Raw genomic sequence first — 19,302 nt, 5'->3', positions numbered from 1 at the left:
AAATCGTAAATTTGCGATCTTAATTTTAGATTGATGAGCTACGATTTTAATTCCCTAGAAGCCAAATGGCAAAAATATTGGGCAGAGAACCAAACGTTCAAAGCAGAGAATAACAGTTCTAAACCAAAATATTATGTTCTGGATATGTTTCCATATCCATCTGGAGCAGGTTTGCATGTTGGGCACCCTCTGGGATATATCGCTAGCGATATTTATGCCCGTTACAAAAGACATAAAGGATTTAATGTATTACATCCGCAAGGGTATGATTCTTTTGGATTACCTGCAGAGCAATATGCCATACAAACAGGTCAGCATCCGGCTATTACCACCAAAGAAAATATCACCAGATATCGGGAACAATTGGATAAAATTGGATTTTCTTTTGACTGGAGTCGTGAAGTAAGGACCAGTGATCCTTCTTTTTATAAATGGACACAATGGATCTTTATCCAACTTTTTGATTCCTGGTATGATTTTGATAGCGAGAAGGCCAGAGCTATTACTGATTTGGAAACTGTTTTCTCTGAAAAAGGAAATGCGACAGTAAATGCTAGTTGTGATGAAGATGTTACGATTTTTACTGCAGATCAGTGGAATGCTTTTTCTTCAAAAGAAAAGCAGGAGGTGTTGTTAAAGTACAGACTTACCTATTTGGCAGAGACGGAAGTTAATTGGTGTCCGCAATTAGGAACGGTATTAGCCAATGACGAAATCGTAAATGGCGTTTCAGAACGTGGAGGGTACCCTGTAATTCGTAAAAAAATGACGCAGTGGAGTATGCGAATTTCGGCATATGCACAACGTCTATTGGATGGATTGCAAACCATCGATTGGCCGCAGCCATTAAAAGATTCTCAAACCAATTGGATCGGCAGATCACAAGGAGCAAGTGTAGTTTTTAATGTAAAAGATCACGATGAAGTAATTGAAGTATTTACTACACGTCCTGATACCATTTATGGAGTTAGTTTTATGACTTTGGCTCCAGAACACGAATTGGTGCAAAAAATCACAACTGCTGATCAAAAGCAAGAAGTTGAAGCTTATATAGAAGCCACAGCCAAGCGAAGTGAACGTGAGCGTATGGCAGATGTAAAAACGATTAGCGGGGTGTTTACAGGGGCTTATGCAGAGCATCCTTTTACCAAAGAACCTATCCCGGTTTGGATTGGGGATTATGTTTTGGCCGGTTATGGTACCGGTGCTGTAATGGCCGTACCATGTGGAGATCAAAGAGATTATGATTTTGCGAAGCATTTTGATATTACTATCCCTAATATTTTTGATGGAGTTGATATTTCTGAAGAAGCTTTTGCTGACAAAGACACTACGGTAATCGCAAATTCTGATTTCTTGAATGGATTGAGTTATAAGGAAGCTACCAAAAAAGCGATTGAGGAGTTAGAAAAGTTAGGTCAGGGAGAAGGAAAGATCAATTATAGGTTACGTGATGCGGTATTTAGTAGACAGCGTTACTGGGGAGAACCATTCCCGGTGTATTATGTAGACGGAATGCCTCAAATGATTGCTAAGGAACATTTACCGATACAATTACCAGAGGTAGAAAAATATTTGCCAACCGAGACTGGAGAACCCCCTTTAGGAAGGGCAACGGTTTGGGCTTGGGATACCGATACCAATGAGGTAGTATCCAATGATCTTATTGATCATAAAACGGTATTTCCTTTAGAATTGAATACCATGCCAGGTTGGGCAGGTAGTTCATATTACTTTAATAGATATATGGATCCTTGTAACGAGGAAGAGGTTTTTTCTAAGGAAGCGATTGCCTATTGGAAAGAAGTGGATCTATATATTGGAGGTAGCGAGCACGCTACTGGGCATTTGTTATACGCTCGTTTTTGGCAAAAATTCTTGTTTGATCGCGGATATGTACCTGTAGATGAGTTTGCCAAAAAGTTGATCAACCAAGGAATGATTTTAGGAACGAGCGCGATAGTGTATCGTGTGAGTGGAACAAATACCTATGTAAGTAAAGGATTAAAGGATCAACATGAGACCGAAGAGCTACGTGTAGATGTGAATTTGATCAATAGTTCTGACGAGTTGGATGTTGAGGCTTTGAGAAATTGGCAGCCTCAATTTAAAGACGCAGAGTTCTTGCTAGAAGATGATAAATATGTTGTAGGGAGAGAGGTCGAGAAAATGTCGAAAAGATGGTTTAACGTAGTTAATCCAGATGATATTTGTAATGATTATGGAGCAGATACCTTACGTTTGTACGAGATGTTTTTGGGGCCATTGGAGCAGGCAAAACCATGGAATACGGCTGGGATCACGGGAGTGCATTCTTTCCTTAAAAAGTTATGGAAGTTATACCATAACGGAGATGTTTTTGAAGTTACGGATGCCGAGCCCACCAAAGAGAATTTGAAAACGTTACATAAAACGATCAAAAAGGTTGAAGAGGATATAGAAAACTTCTCTTTCAATACCTCGGTAAGTACGTTTATGATTGCTGTTAATGAATTAACTGCTCAAAAGTGTAATAGTAAACAGATTTTAGAATCGCTGTTGGTATTGATTTCACCATATGCGCCACATATTGCAGAAGAGCTATGGAGTAGATTAGGGCATGAAAATTCGATTTCGACGACTTCTTTTCCACAATTTGATGCCTCGCACTTGGTTGAAAGCGCAAAGGTGTATCCTATTTCTTTTAACGGTAAAAAGCGATTCGAATTAGAGTTGCCATTAGATATGAGTAAAGAAGATATAGAAGCTGCAGTAATGGCTCACGAAAAAACACAACAGCAACTTGCCGGAAGAGCACCTAAAAAGGTAATAGTGGTTCCGGGTAAGATTGTGAATGTGGTGGGGTAATACAACTCTCTACATGAAATAAAAAAGAAGACCGCTTTACATCTGTAAAGCGGTCTTCTTTTTTTAAATATATCGAATTAGTAGGTTGTTCTTCCTGGTTTTTTGCGTACTACTCTGTCATTTCCCTGTTTAAATTCAACAATTTCATCTTCCTTTGGTGGAGTGGTAGCAGTTCCTCCAAATACCATTGCCAAAGCACTTTTGTTCAATTCTTTTACGCCCCATTTTTTTAACGAATTGTTATTTCTGTGTTTCATTGGTTTTCTGTTTTAGAAAAAAATTATATTTGATTAAGATATTGTTTTTTTGCTTGGGAAGCAACAATTTTTCAATGGTTTAGGGAAATGAAGTATATGTTGACTGTTTATTTTACGCATCTGTTATGGCTAGGGTTTGATTTTGTAGAGCTATTAGGGTTGATTGCGGCCATCTTAACCACCGCGGCATTTTTACCACAGGTGTATAAAACCTGGAAAACAAAATCTACCGATAGTTTATCACTATCGATGTTGCTTATTTTTGTCTCGGGTGTGCTCAGCTGGTTAGTTTATGGTTTTTTGATAGATAGTTTTCCTATCATTCTGGCTAACTTTGTTACGGCAATTTCCGGAATACTTCTTCTTTATTTTAAAATTCGATATAAAAATTAATAAAAGTTAGAAGGTTTGCTGATTTTTAACAATTTAGATTAAAACCTATCAAAATTATCGATAAAATATTTTTGAAGGGGTATTTATTGTTTTATTTCATAAAAACAGCTATTTTCGACCAAAAAATAAGAATATGATAATTGGTGTTCCTAAGGAAATCAAGAATAACGAAAACAGAGTAGGTGTAACGCCTGCTGGGACTATGGAATTGGTTAGACATGGTCATGCTGTTTATATTCAAAAGGATGCTGGTCTTCAGAGTGGATTTAGTGATGAAGAGTATATAAGTGCAGGAGGAAAAATTTTACCGACTATTGAGGATGTTTATCAAACAGCTGAAATGATCATCAAGGTAAAAGAGCCTATTGAACCAGAATATAAATTGATCAAGAAAGATCAATTGTTATTTACCTATTTTCATTTTGCTTCTAGCGAGGTATTAACCAAGGCAATGATCGATAGTGGATCAGTTTGTATTTCTTATGAAACTGTTGAAGATCCTGATCGTAGTTTACCGTTATTAACACCTATGAGCGAGGTTGCTGGTAGAATGTCTATTCAGCAAGGAGCTAAGTACTTAGAAAAACCTTTAAAAGGAAGAGGTATTCTATTAGGAGGTGTGCCTGGTGTAGCACCTGCAAAAGTATTGATTCTTGGTGGTGGTGTAGTAGGAACTCAAGCTGCAAAAATGGCTGCAGGTATGGGAGCAGATGTAACCATTCTTGATATCAGTCCAAAACGATTGAAATATTTGGATGATGTAATGCCTGCCAATATTAATACAGAATATTCAAACGAGTATACCATCCGTAAGCATATCAAGACATCAGATTTGATCGTAGGAGGAGTATTGATTCCTGGTGCCAAAGCACCAAAATTAATCACTCGTGATATGCTGAAAGAAATGCGCCCAGGAACTGTCTTGGTAGATGTTGCTGTAGATCAGGGAGGGTGTTTTGAAACCACCAAACCTACAACGCATCAGGACCCAGTATATATTATTGATGATGTAGTACATTATTCTGTGGCAAACATGCCAGGAGCAGTGCCATATACTTCTACTTTGGCACTTACGAATGTCACTTTGCCATATGCTGTGCAATTAGCGAATAAAGGTTGGAAGAAGGCATGTGCAGAGAATGAACCACTTAAAAAAGGATTAAATGTCATTAATGGAGATGTAGTGTATCCCGCTATTTCAGAGGCGTTTGAGCTTCCATTACACGACGTGAACGATTATATAAGTTAAACTCGACTTATTGGCTAACTCAAGTTTATTTAACCTTAGACCTCGTCATTTTGGCGAGGTTTTTGCTTTTTTTATTGTACATTTAATATAATAAAAAGTAAAAGTTATGATGGGATATTATGTCATTGCAGGAATCATCTTTTTGGTGAGTTCTTTTGTAAGTAATAGACTCAAAAGCAAGTTTAAAGAATATTCTAAAATTCATCTTCGTAACGGAATGAGTGGCGCAGAAATCGCTACCAAAATGTTACAGGATAATGGTATTAACGATGTACAGGTAATTTCTACACCAGGAATGCTTACCGATCACTATAACCCTCTAAAAAAGACTGTTAATCTAAGTGAAGGAGTGTATCATCAGCGTAATGCTGCAGCAGCAGCAGTTGCGGCGCACGAAGTTGGGCACGCGGTACAACATGCTACTGCTTATAGTTGGTTGACTATGCGATCTAAGATTGTTCCGGCTGTTGGTATGGCCAGTAAATTATCGAATATCGTTATTATGGCTGGTTTAGTGCTTTCGGCTTCAGGAATGTTGCTTGGTAACACCATTTTTTTGGTAGGAATACTACTGTTTGCGGTAACTACCTTATTTGCGTTTATCACTCTTCCTGTAGAATATGATGCTAGTAATAGAGCTTTGGCTTGGTTAGAGAATAATAGAATGCTTACCTCAGAAGAGCACGCTGGTGCAAAAGATGCGTTGAAGTGGGCTGCCAGAACTTATGTAGTAGCTGCACTTGGTTCTTTAGCGACCTTGCTCTATTTTATATCCATATTTATGGGTAGAAGAGATTAAAAAATACTTTATTTGAATATTAAAAGACCTCTTGTGTGATATGCGAGAGGTTTTTTTAGATATTAATTTGTCTATCAATTTGTTGGTCGAGAGAAATGAAAGTTTCTGTGCGTGAAACACCTTCAATAGCTTGTATGTTTTTATTCAAAACATTCATCAGATGCTCATTGTCTTTACATAGTATCTTAATGAATATCGACCAATTTCCTGTTGTATAATGGCACTCGATAACTTCTGGGATTTCTTTTAGTTCTTTTACAGCTTTGGGATTGCTTACGGCCTTGTCTAAAAACACACCCACAAATGCCATGGTTTTATATCCTAAGATTTTTGGATCTATAATGAATTTAGAACCCGCAATAAGTCCTGAAGCTTCAATTTTACGTAGCCTTTGATGGATTGCTGCTCCAGAGATGCCTACTTTTCGTGCTATTTCCAGGATAGGTCTGCGGGCATCTTCCATAAGATTACGCAAAATTTCTTTATCAATACCATCAATTTTTAAGGTAGTATTTTGATTTTTCATAGAATTGAGATTGCAATTTTTAATCAAAAATACAATTCTATAGTAGAAAAGAAAGTTAAAAACTTACAAATGAAGAAATTTGTAAGTTGTAATTAAGAGTGTTATCCTTTTACTCCATCTGGATTATAACCCAAATAGTCCCGTTCTTTTTCTTTAAAAATGATATCATAATCTTCTAGTTCCTGAAGAATAGGATCGTATACCTCTTTGTGGATCGGAATTTGTACTCCTGTTAGTGAAACTTCATTATTTAAGATCTTTAAAGCGACCATTGCTACGGGTAGACCAACGGTTCTGGCCATTGCAGTATAAGTCTGATTTTCTCCAAGGCAAACCATGGTGGCATCGATTTGTTGTCTTTTTCCGTCAAGTTCGTAACCAAATTTATGATACATTACAATCATATCTTTGTCTTCAGGATCCAGGCTCCATTTTTCGGTAAGTATTTTTTGAAGAATTTGAGCAGGAGTGGCATTGGCAATTCCGACTTTCTTATTTGGGTTAAAGAGATCAAGCTCTTGTAGTTTTTCCCACATAATATCGTCTTGATCGATCTTTAGGTAATGGCGTAGTTTTAGCTCCGCAGAATCTGTGGGAGAATAGGCTAAGAAAGAGTTGATAAAATCCCGATAACTCATGTTTTCAGAATTTTCGATAGTATAGTCATCTGCGGTCATCCCTAATTGAACAAAAGTATTCCACGCTCTAGAGAATCCAACGCGTCTGATCGTTCCTCGATACAACGTAAGTATATCATCAAGACCATAAATGCTTTGATACTTCAGAGAATTCCGATTGGCATAAGCTTCAAATTTGCCATATCCTTCTACTTCCAAAAACTCAGTTCGTCGAAACAGTTTATGATAAGGGATGTATTTGTAAGCACCTTCCTGTAGGAACTTCGCTGCTCCACCTTGTCCAGCAACAACAACATTACGGGGGTTCCAGGTAAACTTGTAGTTCCATAGATTAGAATCGCTTTCCGGAGCTACCAAACCACCGGTAAAGGATTCAAAAAGAATCATTTTTCCTCCTTTGTTTCTAATGCGATCGATCACTTGCATGGCGCTCATATGATCAATACCCGGGTCAACACCTATTTCATTCATAAATAAGAGCCCCTTGCGCTTCACATCCTCATGTAATTCTTGCATTTCAGGACTTACATACGAGGCAGTGACCATGTTTTTACCAAATTTCAGACAATCTTTGGCTACTTCAATATGAAATCGTGCGGGCAACATAGAAATAACAATATCTGCTTCTGAAATTGCTTTTTGTCTTGAATCTTCATCAAAAACATCTAACACAATGGCTTTGGTATTGGGGTGATCACCAGCCAGCTTTTCTGCATTTTGCAACGAAATATCTCCTATAGTGATACATAGGTTTTCACTCGTAGATTTATCCTGAAAATACTTGATTAACACCGCAGTAGATTTTCCCGCGCCAATAACTAAGATGTTACGCATACCCGATTATTTTGATAACTTTAATACGAATGTAGTAAATACCTAAAAAAATAAGAATGCTATCCTATTACATTCGTTATGTTTCTGGTAAATTTGTGTTTAAAATTTCTTTTTTATCTCAATCAATAGTCAAATTGAATAGAAACCACAATGAACAAAACAATTTTGATTACCGGCGCATCTCTGGCCTTAACCGCAGTACTTTTTGGTGCTTTTGGGGCGCATGGTTTAGAAAAACTAGTGGATGCCAAGAATATCGCTTCATTTAATACAGGAGTGCGATATCAAATGTATCACGCTATAGTTTGTATTATTTTAGGGAATATGAATGTTTTGGAATCTTCTTCCAAAAAACGAATCTTTTATCTTTTTGTGGCTGGAATTGCTCTTTTTTCAGGATCAATATACCTTTTGGTATTGGATGAAGTGTTAGGGATTTCTTTGTCAAGTATTGGTTTTATTACACCTTTGGGAGGTTTTTTGTTAATTTTTGGATGGATTTTCTTTATTATATCCCTTGTTAAGATTAAGTCAAATTTTTGAAGGTTAGTGTAATTATTATTTATAATTTTGCATGTACATAACATACACAACATATTTTTATGGGAACACTGTATCCAACTACGAAAACGTTTTCGTTAAAGAATTACGGTATTGAAGATGCTACTATGCACTACCAATTGTCTGCTGAAGAATTAGAACAGGAGGTAGTAAAAAAGGGCCAGGGAGAAATCACTAAATCAGGAGCATTAGCGATCAAAACAGGAGAGTTTACAGGACGATCTCCTATGGACCGTTTTATTGTGAAAGATGATATCACCAAAGACAAGATTTGGTGGGGTGATATTAATATTCCTTTTGAGCCAGAAGCATTTGATAAACTTTATGACAAGGTAACTAAGTATTTGTCTGGAAAAGAAATTTATGTAAGAGATAGTTACGCTTGTGCTGATCCGGAATATAGATTAAATATTCGTGTGATCAACGAATATCCGTGGTCGAACATGTTTGCTTATAATATGTTTTTGAGACCTACTGCAGAGGAGTTAAAAGATTTTGACCCTGAGTGGACAGTAATCAATGCGCCTGGTTTTATGGCAGATGCAGGTGTTGACGGAACCAGACAGCATAACTTTGCGATCTTAAATTTCGGAAGAAAAATTGCACTTATTGGAGGAACAGGATATACCGGCGAGATCAAAAAAGGTATTTTCTCTGCCTTAAATTTTATTCTTCCTGTAGAACGTGATGTATTACCAATGCACTGTTCTGCAAATATTGGTAATGAAGGAGATACTGCAATCTTCTTTGGGCTTTCGGGAACAGGTAAAACTACACTTTCTACAGATCCTAACCGCAAGTTGATTGGTGATGATGAGCACGGATGGACGAATGAGAACACCATATTCAATTTTGAAGGAGGTTGCTATGCAAAAGTAATTGATCTATCTTCAGAGAAAGAGCCAGAGATCTATGGAGCAATCAAAAAAGGAGCTATTCTTGAAAATGTAATCATAGATGATAATGGCGAGGTTGATTTTGCTGATACTTCTATTACGCAGAATACCAGAGTAAGTTATCCTATTCATCATATTGAAAATATTCAGGTGCCTTCTATCGGGAAGGATACCAAAAATATATTTTTCCTTACGGCAGATGCTTTTGGAGTATTGCCTCCGATTTCAAAGTTAACACCTAGTCAGGCGGCATATCACTTCATATCAGGATATACAGCAAAGGTGGCGGGTACAGAAGCAGGAGTGGTAGAGCCACAGCCTTCTTTTTCTGCGTGTTTTGGAGCTCCGTTTATGCCTTTGCATCCTACAAAGTACGCAGAGATGCTGATAGAGAAGATGCAGGAAACCGGGGTTAATGTATGGTTGGTGAACACAGGATGGACTGGTGGACCTTATGGAGTAGGAACACGTATCAAGTTGAAGTATACACGTGCAATGATTCAAGCAGTATTGAATGGTGATTTAGGACTGTATTCTTATGATGATTATCATATTCACTCGGTATTTGGAGTGGCGCAGCCTAGAACTTGCCCAGGAATTCCTGATACAGTTTTAAGCCCTAGAGCAACCTGGAATGATGATGAGGCGTACTATACAACAGCATTCAAATTAACGAATGCGTTCAGAGAGAATTTCAAAAAGTTTGAATCTTATGCCAATGAGGAAATCCGAAGAGGAGGGCCACAGCGATATGGATTCTAAGAACTATAGATAATGTATTAAAAAAGGGTTTGAAATTATTCAAACCCTTTTTTGTTTTAGTTAGTTGTTGGATAACCAGATGATTACTGGTTATTTATTTTTTGTTTACTTCTTTAATGTATTTCTGAAGTGCCATAGTCATTGATGGAGTTTCAGGAGTTGGAGCCTGAATGTTTACCACCAAACCATGCTCTTCTGCAGCTTTTACGGTAGAGTTTCCGAATACAGCAATGCGAGTGTTGTTTTGTTTGAAATCAGGGAAGTTTTCGAACAATGATTTTATACCTGATGGACTAAAGAATACAAGAACATCATAAAATACATCTCTTAGGTCCGAAAGGTCGCTTACCACAGTTCTGTAAAAAATCCCTTGCTTCCAATCTACTTTAAGTGTGTCTAAAGTATTAGGAATCTCTGGTTTTAATTTATCGGAAGACGGTAATAAGAACTTTTCGTTTTTATACTTCTTAATCAATGGAGATAATTCCTGGAAAGTACGCTTACCTACATATATCTTTCTTTTTCTGTATACTACATATTTCTGTAAGTAATATGCTACCGCCTCACTTTGGCAGAAGTATTTCATAGTATCGGGTACTTTGTAACGCATTTCTTCAGCAATTCTGAAAAAATGGTCTACAGAGTTCCGGCTTGTAAGAATAATGGCAGAGTATTGTGATAAATCCACTTTCTGCAGCCTTACTTCCTTTGCATCTACTCCTTCTACATGAATAAAAGGAATAAAGTCGATTTTTACTTTTTCCCTTTCTTCTAAGTCAAAATAAGGTGAATTTTCTACTTTAGGTTCTGGTTGTGAGACCAAAATTGTTTTCACTTTCATATATTATTCTTTTCTAACGTTCCTAAATCCTATTTAACTTACCAGCTTGTATAGTATAAAATAAGGTGCGATTTCAAGTGCGCAAAGATACAAAATAAAATAAAACAAGTGGTTTAAAATGATATTTTCATTTTTCTTGTAAAAAGAAATCATCACGATCATATTCAAAATAGTCAATAGAATAAATATGATTAAGAAGGCAATTTGGGAGGCCTGAAATGTATATATAAATACAATATTTATGGGAAGTAATATCAACCCCATAAAATTACGATAGGAAACTTTATAAAATAGATATTCGTCGATCACGGTATCGATAGAAAAAATGGTCGCTACTATTTTTTCTATCAATAATTTACAAATCACAATAAAGGTGTATACAATAGCAATTTTGAAAAATAAATTAAGCTCAAATGATTGTACTTCCCATTCAAATACCTCTATCCCAAGGTATAAAAATAGGGATACCGAAACAATTTGCATGAGTAACAAAAGGCTGTTAAAAACGGTAGAAAGACGATTTGCTTTTTGACTCGATAAAATGTATTTATTGGTGCTAAAGAGCATAATAAACTCATTAAATCGTAATGCATTAATACGCTTTGCAGCAACCAACAAAGAAAGACATACCATAATCAAAATGGTGAGCCAATTGGTGGATAGTATTTCTCTAGTGATGAATTCCATAAGGTATGCAGGGTCAAAATTACAATCAATTAACTTATAAAAACAAAAAAATATCTAGTAATTATTTGCCTATATTTGCGTGAAAAATAGCCTAGATGGTAGATGCTGTAGTCATAATCCCTACCTATAACGAGATTGAAAATGTAGAACGTATCGTCAAAAATGTGTTTTCTCTGCAAAGAGATTTTCATATTTTGATTGTAGACGATAATTCTCCTGATGGAACGGCTGCCGAAGTAAAAAAGATGCAATCCGAGTTTCCAGAACGTTTGTTTTTGGTAGAACGAGAGGGGAAACTGGGTTTGGGCACTGCTTACATAACTGGTTTCAAATGGGCCTTAGAACGATCTTACGAATTCATTTTTGAAATGGACGCAGATTTTTCACATAATCCCAATGATTTGATTCGATTGTATAATGCTTGTGCCAAAGGTAGTTCTGATGTTGCCATTGGTTCTAGATATGTTACAGGTGTTAATGTGGTAAACTGGCCAATGAGCAGAGTTTTGCTGTCGTGGTTTGCCTCTAGATACGTACGGTTTATAACGGGAATGGATATTCATGACACAACAGCCGGATTTATCTGTTATAAAAGAGAGGTATTGCAACGCATTAACCTCGACAAGATTAAGTTTATGGGATATGCTTTTCAGATTGAAATGAAATTCAAAGCCTATTTACTAAAATTTAAAATAAAAGAGGTTCCGGTAATTTTTACCGATAGAACCAGAGGAAATTCCAAAATGAGTAAAGGAATTATTTCTGAAGCTGTATTTGGGGTGATAACAATGAAATTGAAAAGCTTATTTAAAAGTTACGAAATATGATTATGGATAGTGTGCTTATCAAGAATGCCAATATCGTAAACGAAGGAAAAATTACTAATGGGGATGTATATATAGAAAAAGGGGTGTTTAAAGAAATTGCACCTCAGATTAGTGCCAAATCTCCCGATGTACATATTTTTGATGCCGAAGGGAAATATCTAATCCCTGGAGTGATAGATGATCAGGTTCATTTTAGAGAACCAGGGCTGACCCATAAAGCAACGATCGAAACAGAATCGAGAGCTGCTGTCGCCGGAGGAATCACTTCATTTATAGAACAGCCTAATACGGTACCTCAGGCAACTACAATAGAGCGGTTAGAAGAAAAGTATACTATAGCTTCCAAAACCAGTTATGCGAATTATTCGTTTATGTTTGGAGGAACCAACGATAACCTAGAAGAGATTTTAAAAGTAAATCCGAAAAATGTAGCAGGTCTGAAGTTGTTTTTAGGTTCTTCTACTGGAAATATGTTGGTCGATAATCCCGAAGTATTAGAAAAGATATTTTCTTCTACAGATTTATTAATTGCTGTGCATTGCGAAGATGAACAAACGATCAGAGATAATACTGCAGCATATAAAGAGAAATATGGAGATGATATTCCCATCGAATTTCATCCAAAAATACGAAGCGAAGAAGCATGTTATCTGTCTTCTTCCAGAGCTATCGAATTGGCAAAGAAAACAGGAGCTCGACTTCATGTGTTCCATTTATCTACTGCCAAAGAAATGGAGTTGTTTACCAACAAAATACCATTAGAAGAGAAAAAAATTACAGCCGAAGTATGTATTCATCACTTGTGGTTTTCTGAAGAGGATTATAAGGAAAAAGGCACTTTGATCAAGTGGAATCCTGCAGTAAAAACAGCCGAAGACCGTGATGCTTTGTTCGAAGCTTTGTTGAATGATACTATTGACGTGATTGCAACCGATCACGCGCCACATACCAAGGAGGAAAAAGATAATGTGTACACCAAGGCACCTTCGGGAGGACCATTAGTACAGCACGCATTACCGGCGATGTTAGAGTTTTATCATCAAGGGAAAATTAGTCTGGAGAAGATTGTAGAAAAAATGTGTCATAGCCCTGCAAGATTGTTTCAGGTAGAAAAACGGGGGTATATCAAAGAAGGATACTTTGCTGATGCCGTTTTGGTGGATCTTAATGCGCCATGGACAGTGAATAAAGAAAATGTAGCCTACAAATGTGGTTGGTCTCCTTTTGAGGGAACCACCTTTAAGTCAAGAGTTACACATACGTTTATCAATGGAAGCTTAGTTTACAAGAATTTTAAATGGTATGATGTAAAGAATGGAAAGCGATTAACGTTTACGAGATAATGAAAAAGTTATTATTGGTATTCATCCTATGCATACTCTCTTGCCAGAGTATTACTACTCCAGAAGAACCGGAAACCGTTTTGGAGGAGGAGCTTATGATCGATATCCTTACAGACATTGCTTTTATACGAGCGGCAAAGACTTCTAGTAGAAAGGTATTTGATGAAAAAGGGATCAATCCTGAATCTTATATTTTAAGAAAGTATGGTGTGGATAGTATTGTCTTTGCCGAAAACAATGCCTGGTATGGAGGACAATTAGAACGCTATAAAGCAATGTTTACTAAAGTGAAAAGTAATATTGAGGTGTCTAAAATCAAATATGAAAAGCTGAAAAAAGAAGAGGATTCGATCAAAAAGGTACAAGATTCGATCAAGAAGGCTAAGGGTGATAAGAAAGATGATGAAAAGGATAAAGAAAATGAGGAAGAACTTGAGATTGATGATGCCAAAAACCGAGCTATCGAAGAAGAAATGGAAAAAGCCCGAGTAAAGCGATTCAATAATCTTTCAGGAAAAGAGTAGCAGCTTCTTCAATAGCTTGTTGAATAGGTTCGAATTTATAATCTAATGTTTTTTTGATCTTGTCGTTTTTATAATACGAGGTGGATTGTGCACTTCGTATCGAAGATTTAAAAATCGATCGCTTTGTTCTGAATAGGAAATGGCTTATTCGTTGTAGTTGATAGGCAAAATTCAACAAGAAAGGTGTGGCTAGTTTTGTAGGTGCAGGTTTTTGTAAAGCTAAGGCAATCTTTGAGAACGCTTCCTGATAGCTCAGGTGTTCTCCTACTAACACATATCGTTCATTTTTATGATCTTCTTCCATCAATTGATGCATACAATTAATCACGTCATTTACACTTACATAACCTGACGTTCCTGAAGTGTAATATTTCATACCTGCATAAATTCTTTTAAATAGAAATCCACTACCTCCATCATAAAACCCTGGGCCAATAATAATACCAGGATTTACGATTACAGCATCCAAACCTTCTTGAACGCCTCTCCAAACTTCCATTTCAGCTCCGTACTTGGTAATGGCATACACCGAATTTAAAGCTTCCGGATTCCATTCAGAAGTCTCGTCGGCAGGATTGCCTGAAGTGTTTTCTCCAAGAGCAGCAATCGAACTTACATGACATACCTTTTTAACGCCGTACGTTAAGCTAAGATTGATGATGTTTGCAGTACCATCAATATTAACCTTGCGTAGTTTTTTGAAATGGGAAGGGTTAAAGCTAATTTTTGCAGCACAATGATATACTTTGGTTATTCCAACAAAAGCTTCGGATAGCTCAGGGATATTGTTAATGTCCGTTTGTACCCACTCGATAGCATCGAATGCGGCCTCTTGATTTGGTAAATAGTGTAAAAAGATTTTTCGCGAATATTCCTTTTTACGATCAGAGCGGTATAGGGCTCGTACAGGTAACTTCTCCTTTACAAGTTTAACTAATAAGTGTGTGCCTACCAGGCCTGTTGCTCCTGTTACTAAAATCATGATGTATATTCTGCAGTGCTAAAGTAAGGAATTAAGCTTGCATATGAGGCTTTTTCACCTTTCTTTGATAGATAAAATAAATCCCTAAAAGAAGAGCTAAAACACCAATTCCAACGCCCCAGTACCATATCGAATTATTGACAAAAGTGATGGGTGTATCTTCTCCAACCAGATAAAAGCCTCCCCAATAGAAAGGATGGGAGCGATTTACATTGGCAGATTGTAAATAAGTGAGTTTGGCCTGTTGTAAAGCCTTGCTTTTGGGCATTCCTTGTTTAAGATTAACGTAGAAATATTTCATCAAATCGGGAGTGGTTTGATCCGATACTTCCCAACTGGTTAGCAATAGGCTTTTAGTTCCGGCGTATTGAAAAGCTGTTCCTAGACTCATAATTCCTTCGCCTTTGGCAATTTTTCCGGCACCGGTATTACAGGCACTTAATACGGTCAAATCTGCAGGGATCTCTAGTGCAAATAATTCGTGGCTATACAGTAGATCATCATCCACATTATTTTTCCCCTTGGTAAAATAGAGTTTAGAATTTTCAGGCCTTTCATGATCTACTTCTCCGTGTAATGCTAAGTGTAATATGTAATATTGACTGGCATTTTTCTTAAAATTAGTTTCTATAGCGTCAGCCCCATAAAAATAATTGCCTTTAATAATATTAGCAATGGCATTGATCTCTCGACGTGTTCCTGGTAAATCATTTTTAAATTTGGTAAGATTCGATAAACTAATCGTGTTAGAATTTTGAGAACTCACAGTATTTGAGAAAGAGAATGCCAAACATTCCTCTTTGATTGGAGAAAAACTAAAAACACTCTTCTTTTTATCCGCGAATAATAAATTCGCAGAGTTACCATAGGATATGGCATACTTTTTTAGTAGATATGGTAGCTCCTTTGGGTTATTTGAAATGTCATTAGAACTTAGTAATAAATCAAAATTAAGATGCCACAAGACTCCATCTGGGATAATGGTTACTTCTGTTCCTGTTAGGTGATCATTTACGGGAGCAATAAGATCAAGGTATAAGGTATGCGCAATTGTTTTATAATCTTTGGTGTGCTTATTTGTGGTTGAAGATCTGAATTGTTTTATTTTTTCTTCTAGGTTTTGAATATCGAGCTCTTTTACTACAATTTTATTTTTTGTAATTACAAAGACGTAAGTGTGAGTGTCATATGTAAAAAACTCAAGTAAATTGGTAGTCTCTTTTAATGTTTTTTGAATTTCATTTACCGAAATAATTTTGTTTTCATGTTTTAGCTGATAATATTTGGGATAGTTATTTTTTAAAATACTTTCTAAGGAATCTTCTGTTTTGCTGATATGAAGGAGTTGATTTTCATAAGCTTCAATTTTTGAATAGTCTATGTCTTTGTTTGACCTTTCTTCGATAATTCGAGATTGATAGAAGGCTCGATTGATTTTTTGTATGCTTTCTAAGTTTACCAACTCGTTGGGTAATCCAAAAAACTCTTTGTTATTATTGAGGAGATCCTTCAATGTATTGGCCTTGCTCTTTTCTATATAGTAAATTACTTTTTCTAAGAGCGGTTTGGCTTTTGTGAGTTTGTATTGTGCAAATTGAGTTTTTATGGCATCTGCATAGACCTCTCTGGTATTTTCGGCAAACAAAATTTTGTCTTGATGATCCTGATATGATTTTCTAATATAGTCGATGAGAACATCAGTTTGCTCATATAACTCTAAACTATGATGTAAATCTTTTACATCCTTTTGTTTACGGTATCGTTTGTACAGTATTTTGGCCTTTCCGTGAAGAATCTCCAAAAGAAGTTTTGGGTCGTAATATTCACTGGGAGTAAAGATGTTTTTGTCTATACTAGAATTTTGATTTTTTTTATTAGCAATTATAGCTTTGTCGAAGAAAGCAATGATTCTTTCAAACTCCGAAAAACCTTTTTGTTTCATCCGGGTTTTTGCTATTCTCAAATTTAATTTTGCAATTTTAGGGTCTTTAGCAATTAGCACGTTAGCATATATCTCAAGTGCTTTTTGATAATGAGTTAAGGAAGTGGTGAATTCCTTTTTGTGTTGGTATACATCTCCAATACCTATATAAATATCTCCAACTTCGGCATTGTTTTCTCCAAACGCATTAGTCATTACCGCTAAGCTTTTTTGATAAAACTGGAGTGCTTTTTCAAACTCTTTTTTGTTGGTGTAAAGGAGCCCAATGTTTTTATAGCTTTTACCATTTTCGATATGATTTTCACCAAATAATTCGGTGCCCAGATTGATGCTCTTATTGTAGTATTCGATTGCGGTGTTAATCTCACCTTTTTTGGTGTAAATATCACCTATGTTATTATAGATGAGAGCAACCATGTCATTCTTTTCGCAGTATCGAAATACGGTTAAGGATTGTTTGTACTTATCTAGCGCTATATTGTGTTTTAGTAAATTTTCATAGATGACACCAATATTGAGTATGCCATATCCAACATAAGAATGGTATTTTCCATGTTCTTTGATAGCTAATCGTAAGAATTTTCTAAAGTAATTAAGTGCAGTTTGATACTCTCCAAGGTTTTTGTGAATTAATCCTATGTAGTAGTAATAAATTAAAATCTTCTCGGGACTCTGATCTGGTAGTTGTAATTCAAAATCTAATCCTTTTTTCAGGTAAATAAGTGAACTATCTAGCTTTTTGATAGTAAGTAGGGACTGCGCTTTTTTGAAGTGTTTTGAGGTTAATAAGGTTTCATGTTCAAGCTGAGCTTTTGCTGTAGTGCTCGAAAGCATAAAAAGCAAAAAGCAAAGTGTTTTGATCAAAAAAGATAATCGTAGATGAATCATTATGATTTACATGTGTCCTTCTATAGTTTACAACAAAGTAAGCAAAATTGTACTTTTTGCAGAGATTATTTTCTCTACAATTCCTATAGCATCATCTCGTCCTTATTTTTATCTTTGTCGCTCTTAAAAAGAACATTACAAAATGATCAAGAATTTTATTGAAGAATTACAATGGCGAGGGATGTTGCATGATGCTATGCCTGGTACCGAAGAATACCTGAACGAACAAATGCGATCTGCATATGTAGGTTTTGATCCAACAGCAGATTCTTTGCATATTGGTAATCTGGTGCCCATTATGTTACTGGCTCACTATCAAAGAGCAGGGCACAAACCTTTTGCGCTAGTTGGTGGAGCAACAGGGATGATCGGTGATCCTTCTGGGAAATCTGCAGAACGTAATCTTCTTGATGAAAAAACACTACGTCACAACCAGGAAGCTATCAAAAAGCAACTAGGTAGGTTTCTTGATTTCGAAAGTGATGCGCCAAACGCTGCGGTGTTGGTGAACAACTACGATTGGATGAAAGAGTTTTCGTTTCTAGGTTTTATTAGAGACGTTGGTAAGCATATCACTGTAAATTATATGATGGCTAAGGATTCTGTAAAAAACAGAATCTCTTCAGAATCGTCAGAAGGAATGTCTTTTACAGAGTTTACGTATCAGTTGGTACAAGGATATGACTTTTTGCATTTGTATAGAGAACACGAGTGTACCTTGCAAATGGGAGGAAGCGATCAATGGGGTAATATCACTACGGGAACCGAGTTGATACGAAGAATCGCTGGAGGTAAAGGATATGCATTAACGTGCCCGTTAATCACAAAATCTGACGGATCCAAATTTGGAAAATCAGAAGGAGGTAATGTGTGGCTGGATGCCAATAGAACTTCTCCTTATAAATTCTATCAGTACTGGTTGAATACAAGTGATGAGGATGCTGAAAAGTATATCAAGATCTTCACGTTTTTGAGTAAAGAAGAAATAGAAAAATTGATTGAAGAGCATAAAGAAGCACCGCATATGCGAATTTTACAAAAGAAATTGGCAGATGAGGTTACCGTAATTGTGCATTCTCAAGAGGATTTGGATAATGCGATAAAAGCGTCTAGTATTTTATTTGGAAAATCTACTTCTTCAGACTTAAAAGAGTTGGATGAGGCTACGTTCTTAGATGTTTTTGATGGCGTACCACAAGCTGAAGTATCAAAAAATGAAATTTCAGATGGTCTTGATATTATTGGAGCCTTGGCAGAAAAAACAGGTTTTCTAAAATCTAATGGAGAAGCTCGAAGAGCATTAAAAGAAAACTCAATCTCGGTGAATAAGGAAAAAGTGAATGATAGTTTTTCTATCTCAGAAAAAGATTTAATCAATGATCAATTCGTTTTATTACAAAGAGGGAAGAAAAACTACTTTGTAATTAGAGCAGTATAGATCAAGACATATAAAAAACAAAGCCTACCCTTAGCGAGGTAGGCTTTGTCAACTAACCAATCAATTAT

The 19,302-nt window shown here is 36.2% G+C and carries 17 protein-coding genes; 10 read left to right on the top strand and 7 right to left on the bottom strand.

Annotated features, from left to right (window positions below; all coding sequences use genetic code 11):
- Positions 1 to 33 precede the first annotated feature (33 nt).
- Positions 34 to 2,847, top strand: a complete 2,814-nt coding sequence (gene leuS, locus AC0L3Q_RS23645; protein ID WP_473283480.1) for a leucine--tRNA ligase — start codon at positions 34 to 36, stop codon at positions 2,845 to 2,847.
- A 77-nt stretch (positions 2,848 to 2,924) separates the two neighbouring features.
- Here the strand turns inward: leuS and AC0L3Q_RS23640 are convergent, their stop codons facing one another.
- Positions 2,925 to 3,104 (bottom strand): hypothetical protein, encoded by a 180-nt coding sequence (locus AC0L3Q_RS23640; RefSeq protein WP_073318363.1) that lies wholly within the window; start codon positions 3,102 to 3,104, stop codon positions 2,925 to 2,927.
- 87 nt (positions 3,105 to 3,191) lie between these two features.
- Between AC0L3Q_RS23640 and AC0L3Q_RS23635 the strand changes: the two genes are divergently transcribed.
- The 3 genes from AC0L3Q_RS23635 (at position 3,192) to AC0L3Q_RS23625 (ending at position 5,545) form a co-directional block, all read left to right on the top strand.
- Positions 3,192 to 3,497: a SemiSWEET family sugar transporter gene (locus tag AC0L3Q_RS23635; protein ID WP_473283478.1), complete on the top strand. Its 306-nt coding sequence runs from the start codon at positions 3,192 to 3,194 to the stop codon at positions 3,495 to 3,497.
- Between the two features lie 133 nt (positions 3,498 to 3,630).
- Entirely contained in the window at positions 3,631 to 4,746 is a 1,116-nt protein-coding gene (gene ald / locus AC0L3Q_RS23630) for an alanine dehydrogenase (RefSeq protein WP_473283476.1), read from the top strand.
- Between the two features lie 106 nt (positions 4,747 to 4,852).
- Positions 4,853 to 5,545: a zinc metallopeptidase gene (locus AC0L3Q_RS23625; protein ID WP_073318356.1), complete on the top strand. Its 693-nt coding sequence runs from the start codon at positions 4,853 to 4,855 to the stop codon at positions 5,543 to 5,545.
- Between the two features lie 55 nt (positions 5,546 to 5,600).
- On the opposite strand, the gene AC0L3Q_RS23620 is transcribed toward AC0L3Q_RS23625, so the two are convergent.
- Both AC0L3Q_RS23620 and AC0L3Q_RS23615 read right to left on the bottom strand, forming a co-directional pair.
- Positions 5,601 to 6,071, bottom strand: a complete 471-nt coding sequence (locus AC0L3Q_RS23620) for an Lrp/AsnC ligand binding domain-containing protein (protein WP_073318353.1) — start codon at positions 6,069 to 6,071, stop codon at positions 5,601 to 5,603.
- Positions 6,072 to 6,172: 101 nt separating this feature from the next.
- Positions 6,173 to 7,543, bottom strand: coding sequence for a saccharopine dehydrogenase family protein (locus AC0L3Q_RS23615; RefSeq protein ID WP_473283474.1), 1,371 nt, complete (start codon positions 7,541 to 7,543; stop codon positions 6,173 to 6,175).
- Between the two features lie 150 nt (positions 7,544 to 7,693).
- Between AC0L3Q_RS23615 and AC0L3Q_RS23610 the strand changes: the two genes are divergently transcribed.
- Both AC0L3Q_RS23610 and pckA read left to right on the top strand, forming a co-directional pair.
- The gene (locus AC0L3Q_RS23610) at positions 7,694 to 8,086 is read left to right on the top strand and encodes a DUF423 domain-containing protein (RefSeq protein ID WP_473283472.1); all 393 of its coding nucleotides are present in this window, start codon (positions 7,694 to 7,696) and stop codon (positions 8,084 to 8,086) included.
- Between the two features lie 59 nt (positions 8,087 to 8,145).
- The gene (gene pckA / locus AC0L3Q_RS23605; protein WP_473283470.1) at positions 8,146 to 9,762 is read left to right on the top strand and encodes a phosphoenolpyruvate carboxykinase (ATP); all 1,617 of its coding nucleotides are present in this window, start codon (positions 8,146 to 8,148) and stop codon (positions 9,760 to 9,762) included.
- A 94-nt stretch (positions 9,763 to 9,856) separates the two neighbouring features.
- Here pckA and AC0L3Q_RS23600 read toward each other — a convergent pair whose 3' ends face one another.
- Both AC0L3Q_RS23600 and AC0L3Q_RS23595 read right to left on the bottom strand, forming a co-directional pair.
- Positions 9,857 to 10,603, bottom strand: coding sequence for a uroporphyrinogen-III synthase (locus tag AC0L3Q_RS23600; protein ID WP_473283469.1), 747 nt, complete (start codon positions 10,601 to 10,603; stop codon positions 9,857 to 9,859).
- 33 nt (positions 10,604 to 10,636) lie between these two features.
- Positions 10,637 to 11,290, bottom strand: coding sequence for a DUF4271 domain-containing protein (locus AC0L3Q_RS23595; RefSeq protein ID WP_473283467.1), 654 nt, complete (start codon positions 11,288 to 11,290; stop codon positions 10,637 to 10,639).
- A gap of 95 nt (positions 11,291 to 11,385) precedes the next feature.
- Between AC0L3Q_RS23595 and AC0L3Q_RS23590 the strand changes: the two genes are divergently transcribed.
- From AC0L3Q_RS23590 to AC0L3Q_RS23580, 3 genes are read left to right on the top strand one after another with little or no spacing between them, the layout of a single operon-like run.
- Positions 11,386 to 12,117, top strand: a complete 732-nt coding sequence (locus tag AC0L3Q_RS23590; protein ID WP_473283465.1) for a polyprenol monophosphomannose synthase — start codon at positions 11,386 to 11,388, stop codon at positions 12,115 to 12,117.
- Between the two features lie 2 nt (positions 12,118 to 12,119).
- Positions 12,120 to 13,460: a dihydroorotase gene (locus AC0L3Q_RS23585; RefSeq protein WP_473287008.1), complete on the top strand. Its 1,341-nt coding sequence runs from the start codon at positions 12,120 to 12,122 to the stop codon at positions 13,458 to 13,460.
- A complete protein-coding gene (locus tag AC0L3Q_RS23580) occupies positions 13,460 to 13,984 on the top strand; it encodes a DUF4296 domain-containing protein (protein WP_473283463.1) in 525 nt (174 codons plus the stop codon). The genes AC0L3Q_RS23585 and AC0L3Q_RS23580 overlap by 1 nt, the downstream gene beginning before the upstream one ends.
- Here the strand turns inward: AC0L3Q_RS23580 and AC0L3Q_RS23575 are convergent.
- Both AC0L3Q_RS23575 and AC0L3Q_RS23570 read right to left on the bottom strand, forming a co-directional pair.
- The gene (locus tag AC0L3Q_RS23575; RefSeq protein ID WP_473283462.1) at positions 13,959 to 14,966 is read right to left on the bottom strand and encodes an NAD-dependent epimerase/dehydratase family protein; all 1,008 of its coding nucleotides are present in this window, start codon (positions 14,964 to 14,966) and stop codon (positions 13,959 to 13,961) included. The genes AC0L3Q_RS23580 and AC0L3Q_RS23575 overlap by 26 nt on opposite strands.
- Before the next feature lie 31 nt (positions 14,967 to 14,997).
- Entirely contained in the window at positions 14,998 to 17,742 is a 2,745-nt protein-coding gene (locus AC0L3Q_RS23570; protein ID WP_473287006.1) for a CHAT domain-containing protein, read from the bottom strand.
- Positions 17,743 to 17,938: 196 nt separating this feature from the next.
- On the opposite strand from AC0L3Q_RS23570, the gene tyrS reads away from it, so the two are divergent.
- Complete coding sequence (gene tyrS, locus AC0L3Q_RS23565; RefSeq protein ID WP_473283460.1) at positions 17,939 to 19,234, top strand: tyrosine--tRNA ligase; 1,296 nt, start codon at positions 17,939 to 17,941, stop codon at positions 19,232 to 19,234.
- Positions 19,235 to 19,302: the final 68 nt, after the last annotated feature.

This window comes from Aquimarina sp. KJ22-3 (assembly GCF_055808215.1).
Note: the sequence above shows the minus strand (reverse complement) of the source record. Positions and strands in the feature narration are given on the sequence as shown.

Bases quoted from the DNA above. Each gene is read 5' to 3' on its own strand.
- AC0L3Q_RS23600 (WP_473283469.1), bottom strand. From the start codon at position 10,603: ATGAAAGTGAAAACAATTTTGGTCTCACAACCAGAACCTAAAGTAGAA.
- AC0L3Q_RS23620 (WP_073318353.1), bottom strand. From the start codon at position 6,071: ATGAAAAATCAAAATACTACCTTAAAAATTGATGGTATTGATAAAGAA.
- AC0L3Q_RS23635 (WP_473283478.1), top strand. From the start codon at position 3,192: ATGAAGTATATGTTGACTGTTTATTTTACGCATCTGTTATGGCTAGGG.
- AC0L3Q_RS23575 (WP_473283462.1), bottom strand. From the start codon at position 14,966: ATGATTTTAGTAACAGGAGCAACAGGCCTGGTAGGCACACACTTATTA.
- tyrS (WP_473283460.1), top strand. From the start codon at position 17,939: ATGATCAAGAATTTTATTGAAGAATTACAATGGCGAGGGATGTTGCAT.
- AC0L3Q_RS23610 (WP_473283472.1), top strand. From the start codon at position 7,694: ATGAACAAAACAATTTTGATTACCGGCGCATCTCTGGCCTTAACCGCA.
- AC0L3Q_RS23580 (WP_473283463.1), top strand. From the start codon at position 13,460: ATGAAAAAGTTATTATTGGTATTCATCCTATGCATACTCTCTTGCCAG.
- AC0L3Q_RS23585 (WP_473287008.1), top strand. From the start codon at position 12,120: ATGGATAGTGTGCTTATCAAGAATGCCAATATCGTAAACGAAGGAAAA.
- AC0L3Q_RS23625 (WP_073318356.1), top strand. From the start codon at position 4,853: ATGATGGGATATTATGTCATTGCAGGAATCATCTTTTTGGTGAGTTCT.
- AC0L3Q_RS23570 (WP_473287006.1), bottom strand. From the start codon at position 17,742: ATGCTTTCGAGCACTACAGCAAAAGCTCAGCTTGAACATGAAACCTTA.
- AC0L3Q_RS23590 (WP_473283465.1), top strand. From the start codon at position 11,386: ATGGTAGATGCTGTAGTCATAATCCCTACCTATAACGAGATTGAAAAT.
- ald (WP_473283476.1), top strand. From the start codon at position 3,631: ATGATAATTGGTGTTCCTAAGGAAATCAAGAATAACGAAAACAGAGTA.
- AC0L3Q_RS23595 (WP_473283467.1), bottom strand. From the start codon at position 11,290: ATGGAATTCATCACTAGAGAAATACTATCCACCAATTGGCTCACCATT.
- AC0L3Q_RS23640 (WP_073318363.1), bottom strand. From the start codon at position 3,104: ATGAAACACAGAAATAACAATTCGTTAAAAAAATGGGGCGTAAAAGAA.
- pckA (WP_473283470.1), top strand. From the start codon at position 8,146: ATGGGAACACTGTATCCAACTACGAAAACGTTTTCGTTAAAGAATTAC.
- AC0L3Q_RS23615 (WP_473283474.1), bottom strand. From the start codon at position 7,543: ATGCGTAACATCTTAGTTATTGGCGCGGGAAAATCTACTGCGGTGTTA.
- leuS (WP_473283480.1), top strand. From the start codon at position 34: ATGAGCTACGATTTTAATTCCCTAGAAGCCAAATGGCAAAAATATTGG.